The organism is Vibrio jasicida CAIM 1864 = LMG 25398 (assembly GCF_000400365.1).
GTDB classification, from domain to species: domain Bacteria; phylum Pseudomonadota; class Gammaproteobacteria; order Enterobacterales; family Vibrionaceae; genus Vibrio; species Vibrio jasicida.
Genome location: NZ_BAOG01000022.1, coordinates 85,097 through 108,207, shown reverse-complemented (window position 1 = coordinate 108,207; position 23,111 = coordinate 85,097). Strand labels below are relative to the sequence as shown.

Here is a 23,111-nt window from a genome sequence, read left to right as displayed (position 1 = left end):
GTGTCCTTGGGTAAACGCGGGTTAATCAGTGCTGCAAATGCTTTGGAATTGAAAAATGAGGCAAAGGCGTCGGCGCTTGTCCGTCGCCTTTACGAAAGGCTTTCAATTGCAAAACATACGTAAGAATGTGTGCAACAGCGATAAAGAGCTGGCTCGGAATGGCTTGCTCAATCGCGGTTGTGTGATAAATCGAACGAGTCAGTGGCGGCGAGTTGATGATCTCGACTTTGTTCTCGCGTGCGATGCGTTGGATGTGCATCGCCGTTTCATCGACGCCTTTTGCGACCACAAATGGGGCGTCTGAAAGTGAAGGTTCGTATTTCAATGCGACGGCGTAGTGGGTTGGGTTGGTGATGACCACATCTGCAGTGGGCACCATCTTGTCGATTTTACGTCGCGCGAACTGTTGTTGAATCTGACGAATACGCTGTTTGACCTCTGGGCGGCCTTCGTTATTTTTGAACTCTTCTTTGAGCTCCTGCTTCGTCATGCGCAGTTCTTTTAGGTGCTCCCAACGTTGGTAGGGAATATCAATCACACCAAACAGAAGTAAGGCAAACCCCATCAGTAGTAAGCCTTCAAACAGTATCGACATGACCATTGAAAAGCCTTGGCTAAGCGGCAAGTTTTGCATACCAAGTAAAGGCTGGAGGTGATTATCTAAGTAGCCATAGAGAATGCCAAAGATGACCGCGACCTTGAATGTCGATTTCACCAGTTCTACAACTGAGCGGGTTGAGAAAATACGTTTGATGCCCGAAATAGGATTGAGTTTGGAGAGCTTTGGTAACACATTGGCTGGTCGGAACATCCAACCTCCCAAGATCATGCTGCTGCCAAATGTCACGATAATGATGACTGTGAAGAGGGGCAATAGCATTTCAATGATGACCGCCAAACTCTGCCCAAGTTGCTCTACCATTTGTTTTGGATTGTCTAAATCAGCACGGGTTAAGGCCATGTTGTAACGGAATACACCTGTCATGCTTTCCCAAATACTGCTGAGCTGAGAGTAAAAGTACAAGGCGACCGCTAAGAAAATCACGGCGGTGGTGAATTCTTTTGCACGAGGAATTTGTCCTTCCTGGCGAGCTTTTTTGACTTTCTGGGGGGAGGCTTTTTCGGTTTTGTCTTGTGATGACTGATCGCTCATGCGCCCCCCAACATAAAGTTATTCAAGTGGCGAATGGTGTCATGCACTAATGCGGTGTAACGGCTAGGGACACCAGAAACGGATATCAAGACGCTGAACAAACCTAGCAGCATAGTCATAGGGAAGCCCAGAGCGTAAACGTTTAATGAAGGCGCGGCGCGATTCATCACACCAAAGCTAATGTTTGCAAGCAGCATGGATACAATGGCAGGTAGAGCCAAAGCAAGTGAAGAAGCGAACATCCAGCCGAAAATACTGACCACGCCTTTCAGCGAGAGTGCGGTTAACCCAGAGCCAACGGGCCAGACGACAAAGCTTTGTATGACGATGTCGATAACCAACAAGTGCCCCTCCAGAGCAAGAAATAATAAGGTCGAGAAGATTAAGAACATGCGACCAAGAATCGCCACCGAAAGGCCGTTGACTGGGTCATTCATCATTGCCATGCCTAAGCCCATTTGCAAAGAAACGATTTGACCAAGCATGGTAAAAACATTGAATAGCATGTGCAGAATAAGGCCAAACATCAGCCCCCATATCGCTTGTTCGAATGCAAGGAACAAGGAAGTCATAGAAAACAGTTCGACTGCTGGCATGGGTGGCATCAGTGGTGCGGTGATCACCACGATAGAGAAGGCGAGTAAGCTACGGACCCAAACTGGAATCAACGCATCGCCAAAGAATGGCATGGAAATAAAGACCGCACCGATGCGAAAAAACGGCCACCAAAGTTGACCGAGAATCACAGACAGTTCTGCAAACGTGATCGCCATTAGCCGATCATTCCCGGTATGTTATGGAACAAGAAATCAAACAGCTCCATGATTTTTCGTAGCATCCAATGCCCTGCAAAAATCACCATCAACAGGGTGACCAGTAGACGTGGCAAAAAACTTAAGGTTTGTTCGTTGATTTGGGTTGCGGCTTGAAACACCGCAATGCCAAGACCGACGATCAATCCCGGAACGACTAAGACTGCTACCATTAAAATGATCAGCCATACTGCGTCAGAAAACAGTGTAACGGTTAACTCAGGTGTCATATTGCCTCCTGCTAACCGAAACTGGCGGAAAGCGTGCCAACCGTCATTGCCCAGCCATCGACAAGAACAAATATCACCAACTTGAATGGCAATGAAATGATCAGAGGTGAAAGCATCATCATACCCATTGCCATCAATACACTGGCGACCACAAGGTCAATGATCAAAAACGGAATGAACAGCATGAAGCCAATTTGGAAGGCGGTTTTCAGTTCACTGATGACAAACGCAGGGAGTACAACGGCGAAAGAAATATCCTCGACGTTTTGGTCGATGGGTTCATTGGCAATGCGTAGCATCTGCTCTAACGAACTTTGATGCGTTTGCGCCAGCATGAAGTTTCTGACCGGTTTTTCTGCAACGGAGAACGCTTGTATTAAGGTAATTTCACCGTTGTCGTAAGGTTGGAAGGCATTATCGTAGATGTCAGTCCAAACCGGACGCATGATGAGCAGAGTGAGTGTCAATGCAATGCCAACCAGCACGCGGTTCGGTGGGCTTTGTTGTAGGCCCAAGGCTTGGCGTAAGATCGCCAAAACAACAATGATTCGCGTGAAACTGGTGGCCATCAAAACAAAGGCTGGTAAGAAACTGAGTGCGGTCATGAGCAACAGAATCTGGAGCTTAACGCTGTATTCTTGTTGCGTGTCCCCATCGGACACCGACAAAATGGTCAAGCCGTTATCTGCCGCCATGGTTGGGAAGGCAAACAACAGCACGCCAACCAACCCCAATACTAGTAACGGCAAACGACGCTGCCAAACACTCAGACAATTCATTACGCAACCCACCGGAATTTAGCGTCCAACACCGCTCAACGCTGAGTCGTGTACATCAATAAGACGAAGACCATATTTGTCGTTAATGACGACGACTTCCGCTTGCCCCATCAGAGACCCGTTTACTTTTACATCTAAAGGCTCGCCATTGAGTTTATCCAATTCGATCACGGTTCCTTCGCCCGCTTTCATCAAATCCCCCAATGGGATTTCTTTGCTAGCGACTTCCAAGGTCACAGTGACGGGAATGCTTTTGAAAAAGCTTAAATCGCGCTCAGCGGCAGGCTCCGGTTTGAAGGCTTGTTCCGTTTCAAAGTCCTCTAACTGAAAGTCGTCAAAATTTAATTCATCGGCGTCGAATGCTTGGTTCTCTTGCGCTTCGCTCATCGCTGCGATTCCTTATCTGGGTTAAAAATCAATACAAGCTGACCGTCTTGTTCTGCAACACGACCAGTGAAAAGAGGTTGATTACCGATGCTGACTGGTACGGTATTGAGCAGCTCGATAGGCAGAATATCGTTAGGCTGTAAGCCCGCTACATCACTGAGCGCCATGGTCTTTTTGCTCAGTACGACATTGAGGCGAACAGGCGTCGTTTCCAATGAACGACAAAACGGTTGATAGAGATCAGCATCGGTATGAAGCTCAAGCTGCTCAATTAAGGTTTGGATTAATGTGCTATCGAGTTTGAGATGAATGGCACCTTGGTAGTCTTCGAATGTGATCGCAAGCTCCGCATGCAAACCAATTCCGCGCGGCGTTTCGTACTCGCAGGTTTGCCACATCTCTTGGGGGGCAAGCCAGTTGGTAATGATACGGCTGATACGTTCTTGAAGGCGAAGATCACTGGCCGTCAACGTGGTCGAGGCGCGGTCGTTGCTTGCGCCATAAAAGCGGTCGGCGAGTTTGACTAAGGTATGGGCATCACTGTGGATAAAGACCATGCCACCCTCTTGATGCAGATAGCTCGATGTTTGGTCTTTATCCAACAAGGTTGGTGAGAAGCGATGTAGCTCTACCGACGTTAAGGTCGCCTCAATTTTGTTGGAGCTGAGCCAATTTTGTAACTCGTTGGTCAGGCTAGTACAAGATTCTGAAATTAAAATTTCGAGCTTTTCACGAATGATATGAATTGGCTTGCCTAGCAGTTCTACATCAAGCAATTTGATGTCAGAAATAGGCTCATTAACTCTACTTTCCATTTATATTTTACCGTGCCTTAACAAACGAAACTGTTTTAACTTAATTGCGCACAGCATACACAGACTTTTTTAGATTCTTTTAGTTTCAACTTTAAAGATTGTGACTTTAGTTCATATGTTGATTTGAATCGAAGCATAGGCACTTTTAATAAAAATTAAAAAACGGTAGTTTGAACTAATAAATCAGTTATTAATAATTATAACAAGTAGTGAGCTAATTCGTTGTTATTTCAACCAAGTGCAGTCGTGGTTGTAGAATAAGCTTTAGAGCTTGAGTTTTTTAACTCTTTGTTTTTATGGTATTAAGTTCGATTTTTTAAGCATTTCTCTAAGCTTCCTTGAACGTTTAATGACCATTTTTTATATTTCAGAATAGGGAATTAATATGATTACCTATGCCGAATCTTCTAATTCAATGGCATTTTTAATTAAATCATCTAAGTCAGAGGTATGTAAGATATACCAAGGTGGAAGGTGCTTAATTATATTTTTAAAAATAGTTTTTTTGTTTGGACTATCATCAACTAATTTCACATTGGCTGGTGAGAGTGTCACAATACCTATGGATATTTCCACTTGGTCATATAAGGGTGATAAATTTGAATGCAACTTAGTGCATTCAACTGTTCCGCAGGGGAAGTTTTATTTCCGTGCAGAGCCAAACAACCGAGTTCTCTTTATTGCTGATGTTCAAGATAACAACAATAAATGGGAAAAGGCTGTGTTAGGAAGTCAGAGTGCTCCGTGGCATAAAGAGCTTTATAGAAAGGAAAAGGCATCGCATACGTTTGCGCAGCCTACTCACCGATTTGAGTTCTTAACTGGTGCAGATTCGCTCATTCTTGAAATGGCATCAGGTAACTGGGTTACACTGTCACTAAGTGGAAGCAATCCTTCCGCCATAGATAGTGTCACGTTGCCAACCATTCAAATCCAACATGCACTAGCGTCTTTCAATCAATGTCGAGAACAGTTACCTAAGCTGTCGTTTTCTCAAGCTCGAGATCTGATTCTTCCTTTTCAGTTTGGCCAACAGGCACTGAACTCATCTCAAAAAAACACATTAGCTGCTTTGCATAGTTATGTTGTTGTTGATGAGCGCGTCACTAAAATCTTAGTTGACGGTTATACCGACAATGTTGGTGCTCAATTAATTAATCTGAAGATTTCACGCCAACGAGCTCAACAGGTCGCAGATGAGCTCATTGCAAATGGCATTGCTCCTCACTTGATTGAAGTTCGTGCGCACGGAGCTCGCTACCCAATTGCAAGCAATAACACCCAAGCAGGGCAGGCTAAGAACCGCCGCGTGACGTTGCGCTTAGTTCGAGATAACGAGCGTGTGATTACCAAAAACGAGTTTGCTAACAACAACTCAGAAGTAAAACAACAATCCCAACAAGAGAAGGTAAAGGTTCAATGATGACGAAAATGGATATTTTGTTGGTTGAGCCAAATGAACGTCTTGCTCAACCGGTACTGGATGTACTGGGGAGCGCAGGGTATACCGCTAGGCACAGTCGTACTGGGCGAAGTGCATTGCTGGAAGAGCGAGCGAGCATCACCTTGGTGAGCTCAACCTTGCCGGATATGTGTGTACGCGAGTTTGTTGCTTGTCATCAGAAACAGCGTAATTCGGGTGTCGTGATTGCGATTGTAGATCAAGACCAAGGTATTTTGGCCGCAGAGACTATGAAGTCCGGTGCGACTGATTACTTGCTTCGTCCTTTTGAGACCAATCAGTTACTCAATTTGCTCAAGCGTGTTGAGGCTCTGGGTAAACCTTTAGCGAACATTGTTGCAGAGTCATGGCGCAGTAAACAAGTTTTACAACTGGCTCATCGTGCAGCTTGCACCAACGCCAGTGTATTGATCACTGGCGAGTCGGGAACGGGTAAAGAAGTGCTGGCTCGTTATGTCCATGAGCAATCTTCTCGCCTTGATGGGCCTTTTATTGCGGTGAACTGTGCTGCGATTCCGGAATCCATGCTGGAAGCCGTGCTGTTTGGCCACGTTAAAGGGGCGTTTACAGGGGCGACCAATTCTCAAAGCGGTAAGTTTGAAGAAGCCAACGGTGGCACCATTTTATTAGATGAGATTGGTGAGATGTCACCTGCGGTACAGGCGAAGTTGTTACGTGTATTACAAGAGCGTGAAGTGGAACGCGTTGGTAGCCACAAAGCCATTCAACTCGATATTCGAGTGATTGCTGCGACCAACAAAGACTTGCGTGAAGAAGTGCAAAAAGGCACGTTCCGCGAAGATCTCTACTACCGCTTAGATGTTTTGCCACTGCACTGGCCACCGCTTCGTGAACGCAAAGAAGATATTTTACCGATCAGCCAATTCTTTATTGGGAAATATCAAGATGGCAGTCGCTGTCACCTTTCTCAAGATGCGATTGCTGCCCTAAGCCAATATCACTGGCCGGGCAATATTCGTGAACTCGAAAACGTCATTCAACGCGCTTTGGTCATGCGTCACGGTGATTACATCACTGCGCATGATCTGATGCTACCAATTGAATTGCTGACGCCAGTCCCTCGCACAGAGCCAACCTCAAGTTTTGGTCATGTTGAAGCGAAGAAGCAAGCTGAGTTCCAGTTCATCCTCGATAAATTACGTCAGTTTGGTGGAAACCGAACCAAAACCGCAAATGCCTTGGGTGTGTCTACCCGAGCGTTACGTTACAAGCTTGCAGCAATGCGCGAACACGGTATTGATTTACAGTCGGCGCTTGGCTCGGCTGCCTAAAAGGAGAAATGTAGATGGCAAGTCAACCTACCAATGCGGTCTCAGCAGAGCAATTAATGCTGTCGAAAATGGAGGCGATGCGAACGCATGTTCAGCCGCCAGAATTTGTAGTGAGTGCTAACCCTTTGGATCAGCAATCTTTGAATGCACCATTGTCTTTCTCGCAAGCAATGACCAGCGTTTTGGACACGGTTAACCAACACCAATCGGTCGCCAGTCAAAAAATGACAGCCGTTGAGACCGGTAAAAGTGATGATTTAGTAGGGGCAATGGTCGCCAGTCAGAAGGCGAGTCTCTCTTTCAATGCTTTGATGCAAGTGCGCAACAAAGTAGTGATGTCGTTTGAAGATATAATGAAGATGCCGGTGTAATCCATGTCAGAACTTACCACTCAAGTGGCCGGAAATTCTGCGATGCATTCCGGCACGACACAGACGCTTTCATCGAATAATGGGATGAATGATGTCACAAATAAAATCAAACAGTTGTGGTCTAGCAGCCAACGCAATCTGGTGTTGTCTGCGGTTTTAGCCGCGATTGTTGCTGCGATTATCGTGGTTGCATTATGGAGCTCTTCCCAAAGTTTCCGTCCGCTTTACAGCCAGCAAGAGCGCTTTGATATCGGTGAGATTGTGTCGGTACTGGAAAGCGAAGGCATCAGCTACCGCATGCAAGAGCAAAATGGACAAGTATTAGTGCCAGAAGGTGAAGTCGCTCGTATCCGCATGTTGTTGGCATCAAAAGGGGTTAAAGCGAAATTGCCTACGGGTTTAGATTCGCTAAAAGAAGACAGCTCTCTTGGCACCAGTCAGTTTATGGAAACGGCGCGTTATCGTCATGGTTTAGAGGGGGAGTTAGTACGCACTATCATGTCGCTTAATGCAGTCGCAAATGCGCGTGTGCACTTAGCGATTCCTCGTCAAACCTTGTTTGTCCGCCAGAATACAGAAAACCCTTCTGCATCAGTGATGTTAGAACTGAAACCAGGTGAAGATCTCAAGCCAGAACAAGTGGAAGCCATCATCAATTTGGTGGTGGGTAGTGTGACGGCAATGAAGGCAGAATTTGTTTCGGTGATTGACCAATATGGCCGACTATTGAGTGCAGATGTTGCCTCTGCAGAAGCGGGTAAAGTTAACGCTAAATACCTTGAATACCAAAAGAGTGTCGAGAAGCAAATCATCCAGCGTGCTTCAGACATGCTAACGCCGATTGTTGGCCCAAGTAACTTCCGCGTGCAAGTTGCAGCCGATATGGACTTTAGTCAAGTCGAAGAGACGCAAGAGATCCTCGATAATGCGCCAGTGGTTCGCAATGAACATACCATTCAAAATAACTCAATTGATCAAATTGCTTTGGGCATCCCTGGCTCACTAAGCAATCAACCTCCGGTTACGGGTGAAACGCCAACCAACGATAGCCAAAACACTAACGCGCGCTCAGAGATCAATCGTCAATATGCGGTTGGCAGCAGTGTTCGTCGTACTCAATATCAGCAGGGGCAAATTGACAAGCTAAGTGTGTCAGTCCTCTTGAATTCACAAGCATCACCAGATGGTGTGGCATGGAGCGAAGCGGACAAGTCCCAAATCTCAACAATGATCATGGACGCTGTCGGCATTTCTGCGACTCGTGGCGACAGTTTGAGTTTGATGAGCTTCAACTTCACACCAATCGAGATTGATGCGCCGCCAGCACTGCCTTGGTGGCAAGACCCAACCGTACAGCAACCCTTGCGTTATGTGATTGGCGGGATGTTGGGATTAGCGATGATCTTTTTTGTGCTTCGTCCTTTGATCATGCACTTAACTGGAGCTGATAAACCGTCACAGGAACTGGAGTTTGCTGAACCACAGGAAGAGCCGCAATACGACAATCTGCAAACGCGTGAAGAGCGTGAACGTGAAGAAGTATTGAATCGCCGACTGTCCGAGAAGGGGATTGCCGTCTCCTCTGGTTTGGACGTCAACAGCGACATGTTACCGCCAGCCGGCTCTCCATTAGAAATCCAATTGAAACACCTACAGCTTATTGCTAATGAAGAGCCTGAGCGTGTAGCCGAAATTCTGAAACAATGGGTAAACATCAATGAACACAGCTCAGTCAACGTCAAAGCAGACGCTTAGTTATGTAGAACAAACCGCGCTCGTGCTGCTGGGCATGGGTGAGGATGCCGCAGCAAAAGTGTTGCAGCACTTCAGCCGTGATGAGACCCAGCGAGTGACACGTGCGATGGCAAAGTTAAATGGCATCAAAAGTGATTCTGCTCGCGGTGTGATTCAGCATTTTTTTGAAGATTTTCGCGAGCACAGCGGCATTCGTGGCGCATCGAAAGAATACTTGTCGAACACTTTACGCAAAGCTTTAGGTAACGATTTGGCAAAAGGTCTGCTGAACAACCTGTATGGCGATGAAATTCGTAACAACATGCAGCGCTTACAATGGGTAGAGGCCGAGACATTAGCGCGATTCATTGTTAACGAACATCCGCAAATGCAGGCGATTTTCTTGGCGTATTTACCAGCAGACAGTTCGTCGGCTGTTTTGAAGCATCTGCCGCAGGACTACCATGATGAAATCGTGTTCCGTATTGCTCAGTTGCAAGATATTGACCATCAGGTTGCGAACGATTTGCACGAATTGGTGGAACGTTGTATCGAGAAAGTGTCTGCAAGTCAAAGCACCCCGTTGTCGGGCGTGAAACAAGCTGCTGACATCATTAACCGATTTGAAGGCGACCGCGCGTCCTTGATGGAAATGCTTAAGTTGCATGACGAGAATGTGGTAAACGAAATCGAAGAGAATATGTTTGATTTCATGGTGCTGGGCCGTCAGCGCGAAGAAACCATGGATGCGTTGGTGCAACAGATCCCATTGGAACTGTGGGCGGTGGCATTGAAAGGTGCCGATATCCTACTGCAACAGGCGATCAAGCGTTCTATGCCGCAACGTATGGTGAAAGCGTTAGAAGACGATATGGAACTGCGTGGAGCCGTCGTGTTGAGCCGAGTACAGCGCGCGCGTCAGGATATTATGCAGATGGTGCGTGAGTTGGATGAAGCGGGTGAAATTCAGCTACTGCTCTACGAAGAGCCAACAGTGGAGTAAGACCATGGCAGAAAAAGCAAATAACACCATGCGATTACCACCAAGTGGATACCGCTTACATCGTTTTCCTCCTTTGGCGCAACCTGTGAACATCGAAGACGATTTCGCGATGGAGAACCAAGGCTGGCAAGATACTCAAGCCGACGTTCAACAACAGCTGGAAGCGGGGTTTCAGCAAGGTTTGCAGCAAGGGCATGACGAGGGCATTCGCCAAGGTATTGAGCAAGGCAAGCAACAAGGTCTGCTCGATGGCCAAAAAGAAGGCTTTCAAAAAGGATTTGTGTCTGGAGAGCAATCTGGCAAGCAAGGCTTTCTGGAAGCGGCAAAACCCGTTCATGAGTTGTTCCAAGCATTATCGCGTTGGCAAAGCGAGAAAGAACAACAGCAACGCCATATGATCTGTGAATTGGTACAGAAGGTTGCACAGCAAGTGATTCGTGCTGAGCTGACTCTGATGCCACAACAGATTTTGGCTTTGGTGGATGAAACCTTATCCGCTATGCCGGGCAAAGCAGAAAGCGTGATTGTACATCTGAATCCACAAGACCTAGAGCGAATCACGCAAATCAATGCTGACTTACCAACCGCTTGGAAGCTTGTCGCAAACGCGGAGTTACCTGTTGGTGGGTGTCAGTTAGTGACTGAGGATGCAGAAGCCGATGCGAGCTGTGACTCTCGCTTACAAGCTTGTATGGATAACGTGAAACAACACTTGCTGGATGAAGCCGTATTGCCACAGGTTGATGTTGCACATGAGTAGTACTTCCAGCCACGAGTTGTTGAACGAACGCTTGAGTGATGCACTCGCGTCGCTCGATTCGATTCCGGTTGCACGAGTGACAGGGCGACTAATCAAAGTTAACGGCTTAATGCTGCAAGCCGTGGGTTGTCGATTCAAGCTTGAACAACGCTGCTTAGTCGAAACCGCAGAAGGCGACATGATTGAAGCGCAAGTCGTCGGCTTTGATCATACCGTTGCTTACCTGATGCCGATTCGTCGTCTAGGTGGTTTGTTTGCGGGAGCAAAAGTGATCCCGCTGGATGGCGATAGCACCGTTCAACTCAGCTCACAATGGCTTGGTCGAGTAGTGAATGGTCTAGGTGAACCTTTCGATGATGGCGCGCCGCTTAAAGGGGGAGATCGTGTTTCACTTGAACCAAAACCGATTAACCCACTTAAGCGACGCCCTGTCGATACTCCGCTGGATGTTGGTGTTCGTGCCATTAATGGTTTATTAACCGTTGGCAAAGGGCAGCGTATTGGTTTAATGGCGGGCAGTGGTGTCGGTAAAAGTGTCTTGATGGGGATGATCACTCAAAACACCGAAGCTGATGTTATTGTTGTCGGCTTAATTGGCGAACGTGGTCGAGAGGTTCGAGAGTTTATCGAACGTAACTTAACACCAGAGGCCCGTCAGAAAGCGGTCATTATCGCCGCGCCAGCCGATGAATCCCCTTTGATGCGTTTGCGCGCGACTCTGCTTTGTCACCGTGTGGCGGAGTATTTCCGTGACCAAGGTAAAGACGTGTTGTTACTGATGGATTCTTTAACACGTTATGCAATGGCGCAGCGTGAGATAGCGCTGTCTTTAGGGGAGCCGCCAGCGTCACGTGGTTATCCGCCTTCAGTGTTCAGCGTGTTACCACAGCTGTTGGAACGTGCAGGTAACAGTGAAAATCCACATGGTAGTTTGACGGCGATTTATACGGTATTGGCGGAAGGGGATGACCAACAAGATCCTGTTGTGGATTCCGCACGTGCGATTCTTGATGGGCATGTGGTGCTTTCACGTCAACTCGCAGAACAAGGGCATTATCCAGCGATCGACATTAACGCATCGATAAGCCGCTGCATGAACGCCTGTACCCATGAAGCGCACAGCACGATAGCGAACAACTTCCGTCAAATGTACTCCAATTATCTTCAAGTTAAAGAACTCTTGCCACTTGGCGGATATCAACCAGGACAAGATCCGGAACTGGATCAGTCGGTTTCTATGTATCCGCATCTTAGAGCGTACTTACAGCAGTCGGCAAATGAGTCTATTGATTACTCAACCAGTTTGACCGCATTGGCACAAATGTTCCAAAGTGAGCAGCAATGAGGTAGCAAATGGAATCAAAACTAAAAGCCGTCGGCAAGTTGCGCCAAATGGAAGAAAAGCAACGGGATAGAGTAGGGGATCAATTAAATGTGATGCGTCAGCGTCACTCTCATCTTGCCGTTCAGTTAGAACAGCTTTCCGCTCTTAAAGTTCATGCGGGACAATCGGCGTTGACAACGCCAGTGCTCAATAGTGCCACCTTGATGAACTTAAATCGTGTCGACCAGATGCTACAAAAGATGTTGCGTCACCATGAGCAAGAACAAGCGGTAATGCAGGCTGAGTGTGCTTCGGTACAAAAGCATCTTGAATACAAACATGCTCGAGTTCAAGGGTTAGACAAAGTCCTCGAACGCTGGCGCAACAAGCAGAACTACGAAAAATTGAAGAAAGAGCAAAAGCTGATTGAAGACATCATAAACTCTCGCTTAAAGCGCAAAATTTTATAGACGAAATCTGATAGCGTGAAGCGTCATAATGTGACCGCTTCCGACCTTGTAAGATGTTGTCTCTGTTCTTCGATTTCAAACAACGTATTCAAATAAGCATTCATAGGTAAGGGCTTCGCGACACCATACCCTTGTGCGAAGTCGATGCCTAAGTCTCGTAGAATCCGGCTGTGTGCGGGAGTTTCGACAAATTCAGCGACGGTTTCTAAGTGCATCTCTTTAGCGACAGTCGCAATCGAACTGACGATCAAACGATCGGTCTCGCTCTCTGTGATTTCACGAACGAATGCCCCCTCGATCTTCAAGATATCCAGCGGTAGACGACGCAAGTAAGCAAAGCTTGCGTAACCGGTGCCAAAGTCATCAATTGCGATTTTACAACCGAGTTTACGTAAAAGATTCAAGGTCTCTATAGCTTGTTGTTCATTGATCAATGCTGACGATTCGGTGATCTCAAAACAAATCTTATCTAAGGGAATATCGAAGCTGTGTGCACTCTCAATGATACGAGAAGCAAGGTTTTCCGCGCTTAGTGTTTTAGCCGTAAGGTTAATAGCACAATGCCCTATCGTATCCCAGTTTTTGACTTTGTCGCTCAGCATACGGAAGGTATTCAGAATCACCCAATGATCGAGTTTGATTTCCAATCCGAATTGATTGATCAAAGGAAAAAATGCGGAAGGTGGCAGTACTTTTCCATCTTGCTCTTTTAGGCGAAGCAGCACTTCAAAACTTTGTTTACTCTCTGCAGGGCCTGAAAGTCGCATGTATGGTTGGCAGAACAGTTCGAACTGTTCTCGTTTAAACACTTGCTGAATGTGGTTCAACTTGTCGACGCGGTCCATTTCAAAAGATTGCACGTTGACCCAATGAATGCTGCTGTCGCTCTGTGGTGGTTGATCGCACAGAATTGATACGACTTTTTCAATATCTTGCCCTTGGTTGACGACCGAGCAATAAACGGTTGGTGAGACCAAGGCGACAGACGTTCCACGCCAGTAAAACTGAAAGCTCTCTAAATATTCCACGACTTCTTGAAGCTCTTGTTCTGCAACATCGGAATAGTGAGTGAAACTCAGCAACCCTGTGGAAAAAGGCGGACGATAGCAACGATTGATGCTTTCATTTCGCGAATATAAAAACTCGCTTAATTGCATGATGAGTTGTGATTTCCCCTCATGACCTAAGTCCGTCAGCATCGACAACGTTGGTGTCAGGTCGAGATAAATCAGCAATGAATAAGACTGATGGCTGATGTCTTCTTTTAATTGAGCGATGTTTGACAGGCCGGTGTACGGGTCAATCCTTTCTGAGCGGATTTGTCGTTGAGTCATCTCGAAGAGCTTCACTGAGTAACCGCCCAACAAATACGCGAGCGTGGTCAATACCGCAATGATGACAAGCAGGCCATAAAACTGGTCAGCATAAATTCGGTCGGCATTGTAGTGACTGATGCCGTCATGAATCACCAACAGAATGAATGGAGAGCCCACAAACAGCGGTCGAATTAATCCGTGTTTGGCTAATCCAATTACGACCAGTAAAACCGCAAAGAAGCTTAACGAGTTGAGCATAAATGAGGATGAAGAAAGAGCGGCGGCAACAAATAAAATGACGCAGCTTGCCAACCAAGCTAAATACTCCCGGCAGCGAGAGTTGGACACCCTAAGCCTTTTATCGAGTGCGAGATAAGATTGAGTGTCTGTATCGGTAATAAGGCTGACCATTACATACAAAATTGGGGTGACGAGTAATTGGGTCAAGTAATTGCCAAGTGTGGCATAAAACAAAAAATCAGCACTCAAAAAGCGCCCGTCAACGAAGGTATTCACCAGCATCATTTTTATGGTATTTGCGAACGGGAACAAGCAGCCTACGATGACAAAAAATAAGCTGATCCGTTGTGCGGCTGGTTGATGAAGTGAGCGGTTATTGAGGTAGTGGAACAAACTCGAAAAAACAAAAGGCAATAGAGGGACGGTGAGAGCGTAGAGTAAGGCATGTTCTAGACTACGCCCCGTTCCGATATAGTAGGCCAATAAACTCAGAATAATGGCAGGCAGTGCACGCCATTGATAGCGCAAGCAGCTGACGATCATCACGGAGCTGACCACAGAGATAAGCTGAAACGCATCTTTCTGGATAACAAACATTTGCGAGAGGGCAAACCCAGCAAAGATGGACAACGTGACGCCGAGAGTCAGGAACAGCATCGCACTCATATGGCGACTCGATGCGGCATTATTCATTAGTTTGATCTGAAAATAGTTGGGTAGCCGATAATAACAGGATTATCGGCATCAAATGAACTGGAATATACGTACTTTTAGAGTTTTTATTCTACAAAGTGTAACTGTGGGTGAAGCTACGTGCTACAAGGGCTGGCGGCGACGTAACCATACGAATAAGCTGCCAAGCGTCAGTAGGCCAAAACCGACAGAGCCACCATCACTGCCATTATTACCGAAGTCATTGCTTGTGGTGTCTTCTGGGTCAAACCCAGAGTCGCCTTGACTGTGATAATCTTCCCTTGCCGCTAAAGCAGCGTCGTAATTTGTCTTCGCCCCAGCACTGGTTTGGGCTTCTATCCAAGGGGTGTAATTGAGCACTTCAGTAAACACGCTTGGAATGGCAGGGGACTCACAAACCGATGAGCCGTAACTGACGATACCGATTTGTTGATAATTACCGCTACCATCTTGATACGTTAACGGGCCGCCTGAATCACCACTACATATCCCCGTGTAAGCTTGGTTTGGGAAGCCGTTCGCACACAAACTTTCTTGAGAGTTAAAACCTGAAACCAGTGAAGAACATTGTGAATCTGTAAGAGGTTGGATTTCTGCCCAGCGCAGGTAATTCGGTCCTGTCGCATCGTTGGTAGAGGTTTGACCAAGGCCAAAGATTTGGAACGCTGACCGGTTACTGTAGTCACCAAAGTCCTGTGGCAATGTGATGGATTGGACGTTGTCTGTGATAGGGCGAGTTAGTTCCAATATCGCGATGTCATTGATCCACAAGTTACTCGCGTTGTAATCGGGATGAATCGTGATAGCGCGTACGTCTTTGAATTCTTCAACAAACACATCATTCATGGTTGGGTTTTTGACTAAAACTCGAAGATCATCGATTGTCCAACCATCGGTAAACACGTCGGATTCGACACAGTGTGCGGCGGTCATGATGTATCTATCATTGACGATGGTACCACCACAGATGTTGGCAAACTGACTCGAGCCAGTACGGTGTAATATCAGGCGAGCAAAGAAAGGAAGTTGATTGGCAGTGGCTTGTTGGCCGCCAATAATAAACGTTTTTAAATCCGAGTCATTTGCACCGACTGCTTGTTCTGCGGAGCTTGTCATTGGCACAATGAGTAAAACGCCACTTATTAAGACATGATACAACCTCATAAAGCCATCCTTGGAGTTCAAAAGTACTTCTTTTACTTTATACCAATTCCGGCATTAATCTATTCACTACAGAAACGAATAAATTTCATAACGCCTATAGACGACGAAACGACGGGCTGCGTTCGAATTAGCTGAACTCTTGCCTCAACCAAGATCTCAACAAATGAAATGCCTCTTGTTTGAGCTTATGGGGTGGGCATACAAAGTAAAATTGTTGATAGGGGTTAGTGATTGGCTCACCCAATTCCACTAATTGTCCATATTTGATGTCGTCTTTCACAAACAAGCGATGTGTTACCAATAAGCCCAGTCGTCGAGTTGTGGCTTGCACAGCTTGAATCGACATGTTGAAGGTCATTGGTTTTTTGTTGGTAGGCCGCAGTAATCCTGTCTCTTCTTCCCAAACTTGCCAGTCGTGCTTTCTGCGATCGTTAGTGACTTCAATAATGGGGTAAGTTGATAGCAGTTGTTGAATGTCTCGATTATCAGGTTGCGCTAATAACTCGGGGCTGCACACCAACACTAACTCATCTTCGCTCAACTTTTCACAATAGTAATCTTGCCACTCTTGAGGGCTGCCATGCACCACTGCGGCGTCAATGCCTTCCTGCTCTAAACGGAACTGCCCAATCAGATTGGATAGGCGGACATCTAACTGAGGAGCGAAATCTTGCAAGCTCGACATGCGTGGGATCCACCAGTGCAACGCAAGTGAGTTGACCATATTAAGTGTTATCCGTTTGGAATTTTGGTCGTGGATCAAGGCTTCGGTGGCATCAACGATTTGTTCAAGTGCCGGAGCTACTTTTCGGTAGTATTTTTTGCCTTCATTATTGAGGCGAACTTGGCGACCAACACGATCAAATAAAGGTTTGTTGACTTGGTTTTCTAGAGATTTAATGGCTTGGCTAACAGCGGAATGGCTAACAGAGAGCAGTTGAGCAGCCTCTGTCATGCTGCCAGTCTCTGCTACAGCAACAAAGGCATAGATCGACTTCAATGGGACTAATTTGCGCATAGTGTCTTCACTCCTATTAACTTTGTAGTTAGCGGTAGGCTGACTCTCAATCTGTAAGTTTTTCTTACATTAGCGTTTAAAATAACTCGCTATTTCTGATGAACGCCTTTGCCTAAAATACTCCATGAATTAAGGAGTATCCAATGAACGTAGAAAACAAACCCATCGTCTTCATGTTGATGTCTACATTAAGCTTATCTGTTACTGGCTTGTTAGCAAAGCAGCTTAGTAATGATTTTTCGGTCACCATGTTCAGTTTTTTACGCTTCTTTACTCCAGCGATCATTCTGTTAGTGATGCTACGGTTCAAAAGACTGAGGTTACCGACAGCCAGTACGTTTAAACCCATTTTACTTCGCGCTTTTTGTATTGGGCTGTGTCAGCTTTGTTTTATTGCCTCGTTACAAACGCTAACTCTTGTTGAAGGCGTGGTCCTTTTCGCTACTGGACCACTGTTTATGCCAATCGTCGAGAAGCTATTTATGCGCGGTCAGATACGAATATCGACCATAATGGCACTTGTTATGGCATTTACTGGAGTCATTCTGTTGGCAGGCTCAGATGGTGAGTTTACATGGCGAGTCGACCTGTTATTGGGCTTGGCGGGTGGTTTGTTTAACTCGGGTTCGCAGCTGACACTTTATAAAGCCAGTAAGAGCGGCATGTCGCCACTAGAAATCAACTTCTGGACGTTCGGTTGCGCTGCTTTACTGATATTACCGCTGGTGCTCTTCAATGATTCAAATGTTTTATTGCACTCGCTTTCATTACACGCGTTTGAAACACCGAATACATTGTTTGTCTTTTTGATGTCTCTTTTGATCATCAATACACAGGTATTTCGTTCGAAAGCGTATCAGTTAGCTAGCAGTGGCTCTCAACTTGCACCGCTTATTTTCACCAATCTACTGTTTACCGCAGTGTGGCAATGGATGTTTTTCGATGACCAAATGAGCCACAGACAAATCATAGGCGTGACTTTGATTGTCCTTGCGACAGCGCTGAACACTTGTTGGGTCCGGTTATTAGTTTCGTATAAGGCTCAAAATCGAACTGTTAATTTATTTAAACGTATTGATTAATGAACATTAAGTGGAAAATCGTTCTCGACAATATTGTTTAGAGTGACTTCAAAAATTATGTTTTATATTAATGGCTGCTTCGTATTTTATCTTATAATAACTTCCAGTATACATAGGATAATATCTTTAACAAAAATCAACTGTGTTAGCATCGGTTTTTTAGTATCGAAGGAGCTGCTAACCTGACGCCTTATTATCTTAGTGTATGATCCACTCATTACTAAAATCTATTAATCTTAGTCAGTCATAGTTAAATCTCGAAAGAAAAACATGAATGACTGTATGGCTTGTTATTGGCAAAGATATTGGTTAATAGGTTCGTTAATAAATAAAAATACAGTTTTAGTGGTGAGATTATGAGTTACAATTTCGAAAGGGAACTTGCTTCTTGGTTAGAGGAGCGAGAAATTTCTAGAAAAGAGTTGATCGCGATATTACAACAATCATATTACGATGACTTTAAAGGTTTAGACTCAATTACATTAAGTCGGTGGCTAACAGGAAAAGTCGTCCCTCCATTATACAAGCAGTTTCTTATTGCTAAGTCTCTTGAACAGGATCTTGCGGACATCATCGTTACCATTGACGAAAGTGAACAAAAGAGCCCGTCTCGTTACTCGGCAGTCCTGACGAACCTTATAAAAGCGTTTGATTTCTCGCTAACCGCTTTGTCTTATAATCGTATGCCAGACAAAGTGACCAGTGAAATTAAATCTCACACATACTATGAACATATCGAATTATTTCATGACTTCTATGACAATGTGTCTGCGCTACGTGGCTTTATTGACGAATTGTACGCGTTAAAAAATGAGGTTAAATACAAGGGAATCCTATTAACAAACAGTCAAGGTGACATAGTTGGACATTGGGCTGGCATCTTAAACTTAGAGAAGTTAGATAATCTTACATCTTTTATTCCTATTCCAGAAAACGAACTAAAGCGCAGTTGTTTGGTCAAGTTGGGCCATGCTATGAATTCAGAACATTTCTTTGAGTTAGTTGTTCAGGCTATTTGTTATTATTTGATAAGGCAATGTAAGTCTAAAGATTATGTCTATATTTTTATTGCCGGATACCCCATTCTAGAGTTTTCAAAAAAAGTATTTAATGCAGAAGAAATAAAATATTATCCCCCTGTTGATAATAACCAAAGAATGGGATTGTACCTTGTGAAGTTCGATATTATTAGATCAATTTCTAATCCTGTTTTAATTCCAAAAATTAAAAAGAAACTTCGCTGTTTGGAATTGTGTAATTTTGTAGAATGCAATAGATGTAATCTCAAGGACTTCCGTCAGGAGTGATTTTTCTCAAAGGCTCACTGCGATAGTGGTATACAAGAACCCCTGTAAACCCCAGAACTGGACATCACTTTGGGTAATTTGCTTGCGTGCCACTTGCGTTTCAACACGTTCGATGATTAATTTTGTTCGTGTCCTCTTGCTCAGTGCCAGCACTCTTTTGTAGTAATCTGCTTCATCAGAGTGTTCTACTTTCAGGAAGTGATAGAAGCCGGAAAGGAGCTCTTCTTCTCGAAAGTCAGAGTTTAAATCATAGTCGTCAACGGCCAGTAACACTTTTTGTTTTTGCAGAAACTCAAATCCTTTTCTGATCTCGGAACAGCGCTTACATGAATCTCTTTCCGTTATTTCAATCACCAAATTCGCCTTTAGATTTTCTAGGCTATTCTTGAGAATGACGATATCACACAGCAAATATTTATCGCATAGGTTACTTCGCTCTAGGTTTATGAATAGATGTTTCCCTTTAAAGTCGCATGCATGGCGAGCAATATACCTATCTAAGCGTGCGATTAATGCTCGGCTCATGTGCGGGTATTTGATTTCTCGATCATACACTTCGTTTGCTGCGCTATCTGTTAAATTAGCGGGGTTAATAAGCACCTCATATCCGAGGTTTACTCCGCCTTCATCGACAATTTCTTGCAGTTTGTAATTGATGTCGATGAGGTTGATGCCGTTGTTTTTTTTGTTTAAATAGTCTTCAATCAAAAAACACATGTGTTTGCTATTCCATTTTCTTGAACATGATGGTGATAAACTCCATCTCTTCGTCAGAGATAAGCGGTTTCTCATCGATTAACGCTTTCCTTCTAAATTCAATTACGCCTTTTATTTCGCGTAATTGTTCCGGCTTCATTTCATTAATGCATTGTTTTATATATTGAAATTCACCGTTTTTTAAGCCGTTCATGTTTTGTCCGTTGTTAGTGCTTCGCTTTGTTTCTATCTCGATCCATATGGCGAAGTTTAATGAAAAGCACCAAATATTGAGTTGGCAGAGTTGTATTTATTATGCAGCGACTGCTAAATGTCGCTTTCGTGGCTCCTTTGCATGCGAACTTGCCCATTGATGTCGGGCCTCGCAATTCTTCTTCTGGTTACAACCGAATTGTTTGATTTTTAATCAGGATGAACTAGCGTCAAGAAAGTAGCTAAGGGAGAGAACATGCTGACTTTAAATTATCACGTCGAGATTGCAGCCACGCCGCAGCGCGTATGGAGCGTGCTGACGGATATCGAATTGTACAAACGATGGGCACAAGCTTTTTCACCGCAATCTCAATTTGATGGCGACTGGGAAGAGGGAGGGGATATTACTTTTTACGACCCAGACATGGGGGGGACTCGGGCAGTAGTGGACACTGTTTTGCCATTGCATAAACTTGAGTTTCATCATGTTGCCATCTTCAATCCAGACAATAGGCAACAACTAGACGCTGACTTGGCTTCTAAGTGGATCGGATCACGAGAGATCTACCAGATCGATGTGCTGCAAGATCGCTTGTTGCTCAGTATCACCATTTCTACCCATAGTGATTTTGTGTCGATGTTCAATCATGGTTGGGAGAAAGCATTGCCGCTGATTAAAACGATCTGTGAGGAATAAGATTAGATTTCGTCCCAATATTGGGCTGACGATCACCGACATGTGGGTATACAATAGCCGCCAGTTTGTGCGCCAAGAGAGTTGATGATGGAATTTAAGGTTGATACCCACACGCATACGTACGCCAGTGGTCACGCTTACAGTACGTTGATTGAAAACGCTAAATCGGCAAAAGAGAACGGGCTGGATATGTTTTGCACGACCGACCACGCGGAATCAATGCCGGGTGCGCCTCATTACTGGTTCTTCTCTAACCAGAAAATTCTGCCTCGCTTTCTTGAAGGCGTTGCCATTATTCGCGGTGTTGAATCTAACATCATGAACACCAAGGGTGACATCGATATTCCAGATAGCGTTGATCGCAACTTGGATTGGGTGATTGCTAGCTTTCATGAGCCAGTGTTCCGCCCAGCAGATAGTGCTACGCACACTGAAGCTCTGTTGAACATCATCAAAAACGGTCGCGTTGATGCGCTAGGCCATTTAGGTAACCCCAACTTTGACTTCGATTTTGAAGCTGTACTGAAGTGCGCTAAAGAGCACAATGTCGCGATTGAAATCAATAACACCACATTGAAAGGTAACAGCCGTGTTGGCAGCGTAGACCGTTGCCATGAGATTGCCCAAATCGGTAAAGAGCTCGGTGTCTTCTTCACCACAGGCAGTGATGCGCACTTCTGCCACGATGTGGGTAACCTGAGCTTGGTGGGTGAGTTAATGGATAGAGTCGGCATCGATAGTGGTAAAGTTATTACGCACTCAGCACAACAATTCTTAGCCTTCTTAGAGCTGCGTGGCCGCACGCCAATTGCAGAGTATGACGAGATTCGCAACGCATAAACTTGATTACATTTTTGGTTATGCAAGTGTTAAGGGATTGCTTTACACTGCTGGCATTAAAAAGCCGGCTCAGAATTCGGCATTCAATGGAGAAGTGAAGATGTTACGTCCTTTAGTGTTGGGGTGTGTCATTGCGTTAGGCTCAACGTACGCAATGGCAGAAGCCGTCGACTTAAAACAAAACATGAAGCAGATGAAGATGGAATTCAAACAGGCGGCAGAAGCGTCTGATGTTGAAACCATGAAATCTGCGATTGATAGTTTGCAAGCGATCGTTGAACAATCTAAGCGTGGTAATTACCCACCAGAGAAGTTCGATATCTACTTAGAAGGCTTTAACAAGCTGACGGTAACGCTTGATAAGATTGAAGCGGATCTTGATGCAGGCAAGCTAGAAGAAGCGAAAGACCAACTGCGTGAAATCGATAGCCTTCGTGAAGAGTACCACGACAAACGCAACCCAAGTATCTGGAGCAAACTGTTTAGCTAACCGTTTATCCAACTTGAAGAAATGACCATCAGCCTGCCACTTCGGCGGGCTTTTTTGTGCCTGTCAATCGAGGTATTCAAGAAAACCTGTGAGGTAGCAGCCACTTATTGATCCTGTTTTTGAGCTACCACTCAGAATTGGTTACGCTGTGTGAAATTTGTTAAGTCACCGTTATGCGTAGATTAATTCCTTTTTACCGCTCGATGTTATTTGCTAGTGCTCTCAGTTGGGTGCTAGTGACGCTGATGCCTGTTATCAATGCTCATGGTAACAGCATGGGCGTGTGGGCGACGCTATGTACGCTTAACGGTTTTGAATTGGTTCAAATAGAAGAGGGTGACAACTTTGTCAGCCACAAAGGTAAGCCTTGTCCGTTTAGCCACTTCTCGACTTTTCATCACGATACACTTCCAACGACACCGATACTTTCAAGACTGAGCTTGGTGATTTCTGACAGCTACGCTTATTTGGCTCTAAGTGTGCGATTTGAAACACCAGTTCCTCGAGCGCCGCCAGTTTCCCTTTTCTCATAACAAAAACAATTACACGATACCCAAGTAACCTCGAGATGCTTGGTTCAGCGAGAATGACTTGGTTTGTAGACGCGGCGGCGATTTAAAGGTCTAGTGGGTCTAAATCAAGATATCGACAACAAAGTATACAAGCCAAGGCAACTCGCCCTTCGGGAGCGTGTCATTGCTCCGATTGCTGCTTCAAACAACTTGGAAAGAGTTGTCTATTACACAGCGTTGTTTTCTTTGCA

25 protein-coding genes are annotated in these 23,111 nt (G+C 45.2%); 14 read left to right on the top strand and 11 right to left on the bottom strand.

All coding sequences use genetic code 11. The annotated features are described in order from the left end of the window. Positions 1 to 25: 25 nt before the first annotated feature. Genes flhB through VJL_RS05880 form a run of 6 tightly spaced genes read right to left on the bottom strand, consistent with a single transcriptional unit; the run spans position 26 to position 4,176 of the window. The gene (flhB, locus tag VJL_RS05905; RefSeq protein ID WP_038876424.1) at positions 26 to 1,153 is read right to left on the bottom strand and encodes a flagellar biosynthesis protein FlhB; all 1,128 of its coding nucleotides are present in this window, start codon (positions 1,151 to 1,153) and stop codon (positions 26 to 28) included. Continuing rightward, positions 1,150 to 1,926, bottom strand: a complete 777-nt coding sequence (fliR, locus tag VJL_RS05900; protein WP_038868371.1) for a flagellar biosynthetic protein FliR — start codon at positions 1,924 to 1,926, stop codon at positions 1,150 to 1,152. The genes flhB and fliR overlap by 4 nt, the downstream gene beginning before the upstream one ends. Continuing rightward, on the bottom strand, positions 1,926 to 2,195 hold the full coding sequence (gene fliQ / locus VJL_RS05895) for a flagellar biosynthesis protein FliQ (RefSeq protein ID WP_038868373.1): 270 nt from the start codon (positions 2,193 to 2,195) through the stop codon (positions 1,926 to 1,928). The genes fliR and fliQ overlap by 1 nt, the downstream gene beginning before the upstream one ends. Positions 2,196 to 2,206: 11 nt before the next feature. Then, the gene (gene fliP / locus VJL_RS05890) at positions 2,207 to 2,974 is read right to left on the bottom strand and encodes a flagellar type III secretion system pore protein FliP (protein ID WP_038876422.1); all 768 of its coding nucleotides are present in this window, start codon (positions 2,972 to 2,974) and stop codon (positions 2,207 to 2,209) included. A gap of 18 nt (positions 2,975 to 2,992) precedes the next feature. Continuing rightward, positions 2,993 to 3,361: a flagellar motor switch protein FliN gene (gene fliN / locus VJL_RS05885; RefSeq protein WP_038868377.1), complete on the bottom strand. Its 369-nt coding sequence runs from the start codon at positions 3,359 to 3,361 to the stop codon at positions 2,993 to 2,995. After that, entirely contained in the window at positions 3,358 to 4,176 is an 819-nt protein-coding gene (locus tag VJL_RS05880) for a FliM/FliN family flagellar motor switch protein (protein WP_038876421.1), read from the bottom strand. The genes fliN and VJL_RS05880 overlap by 4 nt, the downstream gene beginning before the upstream one ends. 385 nt (positions 4,177 to 4,561) lie before the next feature. Between VJL_RS05880 and VJL_RS05875 the strand changes: the two genes are divergently transcribed. Genes VJL_RS05875 through fliJ form a run of 8 tightly spaced genes read left to right on the top strand, consistent with a single transcriptional unit; the run spans position 4,562 to position 12,592 of the window. After that, positions 4,562 to 5,599 (top strand): MotY family protein, encoded by a 1,038-nt coding sequence (locus VJL_RS05875; protein WP_038876419.1) that lies wholly within the window; start codon positions 4,562 to 4,564, stop codon positions 5,597 to 5,599. Then, positions 5,599 to 6,930 (top strand): sigma-54-dependent transcriptional regulator, encoded by a 1,332-nt coding sequence (locus VJL_RS05870; RefSeq protein ID WP_038876540.1) that lies wholly within the window; start codon positions 5,599 to 5,601, stop codon positions 6,928 to 6,930. Before VJL_RS05875 ends, VJL_RS05870 begins: the two co-directional genes overlap by 1 nt. Positions 6,931 to 6,944: 14 nt before the next feature. Further along, on the top strand, positions 6,945 to 7,301 hold the full coding sequence (fliE, locus tag VJL_RS05865; RefSeq protein ID WP_038868386.1) for a flagellar hook-basal body complex protein FliE: 357 nt from the start codon (positions 6,945 to 6,947) through the stop codon (positions 7,299 to 7,301). A 3-nt stretch (positions 7,302 to 7,304) separates the two neighbouring features. Further along, entirely contained in the window at positions 7,305 to 9,056 is a 1,752-nt protein-coding gene (gene fliF / locus VJL_RS05860; protein ID WP_038868387.1) for a flagellar basal-body MS-ring/collar protein FliF, read from the top strand. Then, positions 9,019 to 10,038 (top strand): flagellar motor switch protein FliG, encoded by a 1,020-nt coding sequence (locus tag VJL_RS05855; protein ID WP_038868389.1) that lies wholly within the window; start codon positions 9,019 to 9,021, stop codon positions 10,036 to 10,038. Before fliF ends, VJL_RS05855 begins: the two co-directional genes overlap by 38 nt. A 4-nt stretch (positions 10,039 to 10,042) precedes the next feature. After that, positions 10,043 to 10,798, top strand: a complete 756-nt coding sequence (gene fliH, locus VJL_RS05850; protein WP_038876417.1) for a flagellar assembly protein FliH — start codon at positions 10,043 to 10,045, stop codon at positions 10,796 to 10,798. Further along, positions 10,791 to 12,143 carry a flagellar protein export ATPase FliI gene (fliI, locus tag VJL_RS05845; protein ID WP_038876415.1) on the top strand — a complete coding sequence of 451 codons (1,353 nt, stop codon included), beginning with the start codon at positions 10,791 to 10,793 and terminating at the stop codon, positions 12,141 to 12,143. Before fliH ends, fliI begins: the two co-directional genes overlap by 8 nt. Positions 12,144 to 12,151: 8 nt before the next feature. After that, the gene (gene fliJ, locus VJL_RS05840; protein ID WP_038876412.1) at positions 12,152 to 12,592 is read left to right on the top strand and encodes a flagellar export protein FliJ; all 441 of its coding nucleotides are present in this window, start codon (positions 12,152 to 12,154) and stop codon (positions 12,590 to 12,592) included. 23 nt (positions 12,593 to 12,615) lie between these two features. On the opposite strand, the gene VJL_RS05835 is transcribed toward fliJ, so the two are convergent. The 3 genes from VJL_RS05835 to VJL_RS05825 form a co-directional block, all read right to left on the bottom strand. Next, the gene (locus VJL_RS05835; RefSeq protein WP_038876409.1) at positions 12,616 to 14,841 is read right to left on the bottom strand and encodes an EAL domain-containing protein; all 2,226 of its coding nucleotides are present in this window, start codon (positions 14,839 to 14,841) and stop codon (positions 12,616 to 12,618) included. 123 nt (positions 14,842 to 14,964) lie between these two features. Next, positions 14,965 to 16,005: a S1 family peptidase gene (locus tag VJL_RS05830; RefSeq protein ID WP_050568821.1), complete on the bottom strand. Its 1,041-nt coding sequence runs from the start codon at positions 16,003 to 16,005 to the stop codon at positions 14,965 to 14,967. A gap of 127 nt (positions 16,006 to 16,132) precedes the next feature. Next, positions 16,133 to 17,023 (bottom strand): LysR substrate-binding domain-containing protein, encoded by an 891-nt coding sequence (locus VJL_RS05825; RefSeq protein WP_038876406.1) that lies wholly within the window; start codon positions 17,021 to 17,023, stop codon positions 16,133 to 16,135. Between the two features lie 143 nt (positions 17,024 to 17,166). Between VJL_RS05825 and VJL_RS05820 the strand changes: the two genes are divergently transcribed. After that, positions 17,167 to 18,105, top strand: coding sequence for a DMT family transporter (locus VJL_RS05820; protein ID WP_038876404.1), 939 nt, complete (start codon positions 17,167 to 17,169; stop codon positions 18,103 to 18,105). Between the two features lie 356 nt (positions 18,106 to 18,461). Beyond that, on the top strand, positions 18,462 to 19,412 hold the full coding sequence (locus tag VJL_RS05815; RefSeq protein ID WP_038876401.1) for a hypothetical protein: 951 nt from the start codon (positions 18,462 to 18,464) through the stop codon (positions 19,410 to 19,412). Positions 19,413 to 19,418: 6 nt separating this feature from the next. Here the strand turns inward: VJL_RS05815 and VJL_RS05810 are convergent, their stop codons facing one another. Both VJL_RS05810 and VJL_RS05805 read right to left on the bottom strand, forming a co-directional pair. Beyond that, positions 19,419 to 20,129: an EAL domain-containing protein gene (locus VJL_RS05810; RefSeq protein WP_038876399.1), complete on the bottom strand. Its 711-nt coding sequence runs from the start codon at positions 20,127 to 20,129 to the stop codon at positions 19,419 to 19,421. Between the two features lie 7 nt (positions 20,130 to 20,136). Next, entirely contained in the window at positions 20,137 to 20,322 is a 186-nt protein-coding gene (locus VJL_RS05805; protein WP_038876398.1) for a hypothetical protein, read from the bottom strand. Between the two features lie 255 nt (positions 20,323 to 20,577). Between VJL_RS05805 and VJL_RS05800 the strand changes: the two genes are divergently transcribed. From VJL_RS05800 to VJL_RS05785, 4 genes are all read left to right on the top strand, one after another. After that, the gene (locus VJL_RS05800; protein WP_038868406.1) at positions 20,578 to 21,018 is read left to right on the top strand and encodes an SRPBCC family protein; all 441 of its coding nucleotides are present in this window, start codon (positions 20,578 to 20,580) and stop codon (positions 21,016 to 21,018) included. Positions 21,019 to 21,105: 87 nt separating this feature from the next. Further along, on the top strand, positions 21,106 to 21,858 hold the full coding sequence (locus tag VJL_RS05795) for a phosphatase (protein ID WP_038876396.1): 753 nt from the start codon (positions 21,106 to 21,108) through the stop codon (positions 21,856 to 21,858). 100 nt (positions 21,859 to 21,958) lie between these two features. Beyond that, a complete protein-coding gene (locus tag VJL_RS05790; RefSeq protein ID WP_005436021.1) occupies positions 21,959 to 22,348 on the top strand; it encodes a cytochrome b562 in 390 nt (129 codons plus the stop codon). Between the two features lie 173 nt (positions 22,349 to 22,521). Next, a complete protein-coding gene (locus VJL_RS05785) occupies positions 22,522 to 22,881 on the top strand; it encodes a hypothetical protein (protein ID WP_038876394.1) in 360 nt (119 codons plus the stop codon). Positions 22,882 to 23,111 lie beyond the last annotated feature (230 nt).

Excerpts from the sequence above, each read along its gene's own strand:
- flhB (WP_038876424.1), bottom strand. The coding sequence starts at position 1,153 with ATGAGCGATCAGTCATCACAAGACAAAACCGAAAAAGCCTCCCCCCAG.
- fliR (WP_038868371.1), bottom strand. The coding sequence starts at position 1,926 with ATGGCGATCACGTTTGCAGAACTGTCTGTGATTCTCGGTCAACTTTGG.
- fliQ (WP_038868373.1), bottom strand. The coding sequence starts at position 2,195 with ATGACACCTGAGTTAACCGTTACACTGTTTTCTGACGCAGTATGGCTG.
- fliP (WP_038876422.1), bottom strand. The coding sequence starts at position 2,974 with ATGAATTGTCTGAGTGTTTGGCAGCGTCGTTTGCCGTTACTAGTATTG.
- fliN (WP_038868377.1), bottom strand. The coding sequence starts at position 3,361 with ATGAGCGAAGCGCAAGAGAACCAAGCATTCGACGCCGATGAATTAAAT.
- VJL_RS05880 (WP_038876421.1), bottom strand. The coding sequence starts at position 4,176 with ATGGAAAGTAGAGTTAATGAGCCTATTTCTGACATCAAATTGCTTGAT.
- VJL_RS05875 (WP_038876419.1), top strand. The coding sequence starts at position 4,562 with ATGATTACCTATGCCGAATCTTCTAATTCAATGGCATTTTTAATTAAA.
- VJL_RS05870 (WP_038876540.1), top strand. The coding sequence starts at position 5,599 with ATGACGAAAATGGATATTTTGTTGGTTGAGCCAAATGAACGTCTTGCT.
- fliE (WP_038868386.1), top strand. The coding sequence starts at position 6,945 with ATGGCAAGTCAACCTACCAATGCGGTCTCAGCAGAGCAATTAATGCTG.
- fliF (WP_038868387.1), top strand. The coding sequence starts at position 7,305 with ATGTCAGAACTTACCACTCAAGTGGCCGGAAATTCTGCGATGCATTCC.
- VJL_RS05855 (WP_038868389.1), top strand. The coding sequence starts at position 9,019 with ATGAACACAGCTCAGTCAACGTCAAAGCAGACGCTTAGTTATGTAGAA.
- fliH (WP_038876417.1), top strand. The coding sequence starts at position 10,043 with ATGGCAGAAAAAGCAAATAACACCATGCGATTACCACCAAGTGGATAC.
- fliI (WP_038876415.1), top strand. The coding sequence starts at position 10,791 with ATGAGTAGTACTTCCAGCCACGAGTTGTTGAACGAACGCTTGAGTGAT.
- fliJ (WP_038876412.1), top strand. The coding sequence starts at position 12,152 with ATGGAATCAAAACTAAAAGCCGTCGGCAAGTTGCGCCAAATGGAAGAA.
- VJL_RS05835 (WP_038876409.1), bottom strand. The coding sequence starts at position 14,841 with ATGAATAATGCCGCATCGAGTCGCCATATGAGTGCGATGCTGTTCCTG.
- VJL_RS05830 (WP_050568821.1), bottom strand. The coding sequence starts at position 16,005 with ATGAGGTTGTATCATGTCTTAATAAGTGGCGTTTTACTCATTGTGCCA.
- VJL_RS05825 (WP_038876406.1), bottom strand. The coding sequence starts at position 17,023 with ATGCGCAAATTAGTCCCATTGAAGTCGATCTATGCCTTTGTTGCTGTA.
- VJL_RS05820 (WP_038876404.1), top strand. The coding sequence starts at position 17,167 with ATGAACGTAGAAAACAAACCCATCGTCTTCATGTTGATGTCTACATTA.
- VJL_RS05815 (WP_038876401.1), top strand. The coding sequence starts at position 18,462 with ATGAGTTACAATTTCGAAAGGGAACTTGCTTCTTGGTTAGAGGAGCGA.
- VJL_RS05810 (WP_038876399.1), bottom strand. The coding sequence starts at position 20,129 with ATGTGTTTTTTGATTGAAGACTATTTAAACAAAAAAAACAACGGCATC.
- VJL_RS05805 (WP_038876398.1), bottom strand. The coding sequence starts at position 20,322 with ATGAACGGCTTAAAAAACGGTGAATTTCAATATATAAAACAATGCATT.
- VJL_RS05800 (WP_038868406.1), top strand. The coding sequence starts at position 20,578 with ATGCTGACTTTAAATTATCACGTCGAGATTGCAGCCACGCCGCAGCGC.
- VJL_RS05795 (WP_038876396.1), top strand. The coding sequence starts at position 21,106 with ATGGAATTTAAGGTTGATACCCACACGCATACGTACGCCAGTGGTCAC.
- VJL_RS05790 (WP_005436021.1), top strand. The coding sequence starts at position 21,959 with ATGTTACGTCCTTTAGTGTTGGGGTGTGTCATTGCGTTAGGCTCAACG.
- VJL_RS05785 (WP_038876394.1), top strand. The coding sequence starts at position 22,522 with ATGCGTAGATTAATTCCTTTTTACCGCTCGATGTTATTTGCTAGTGCT.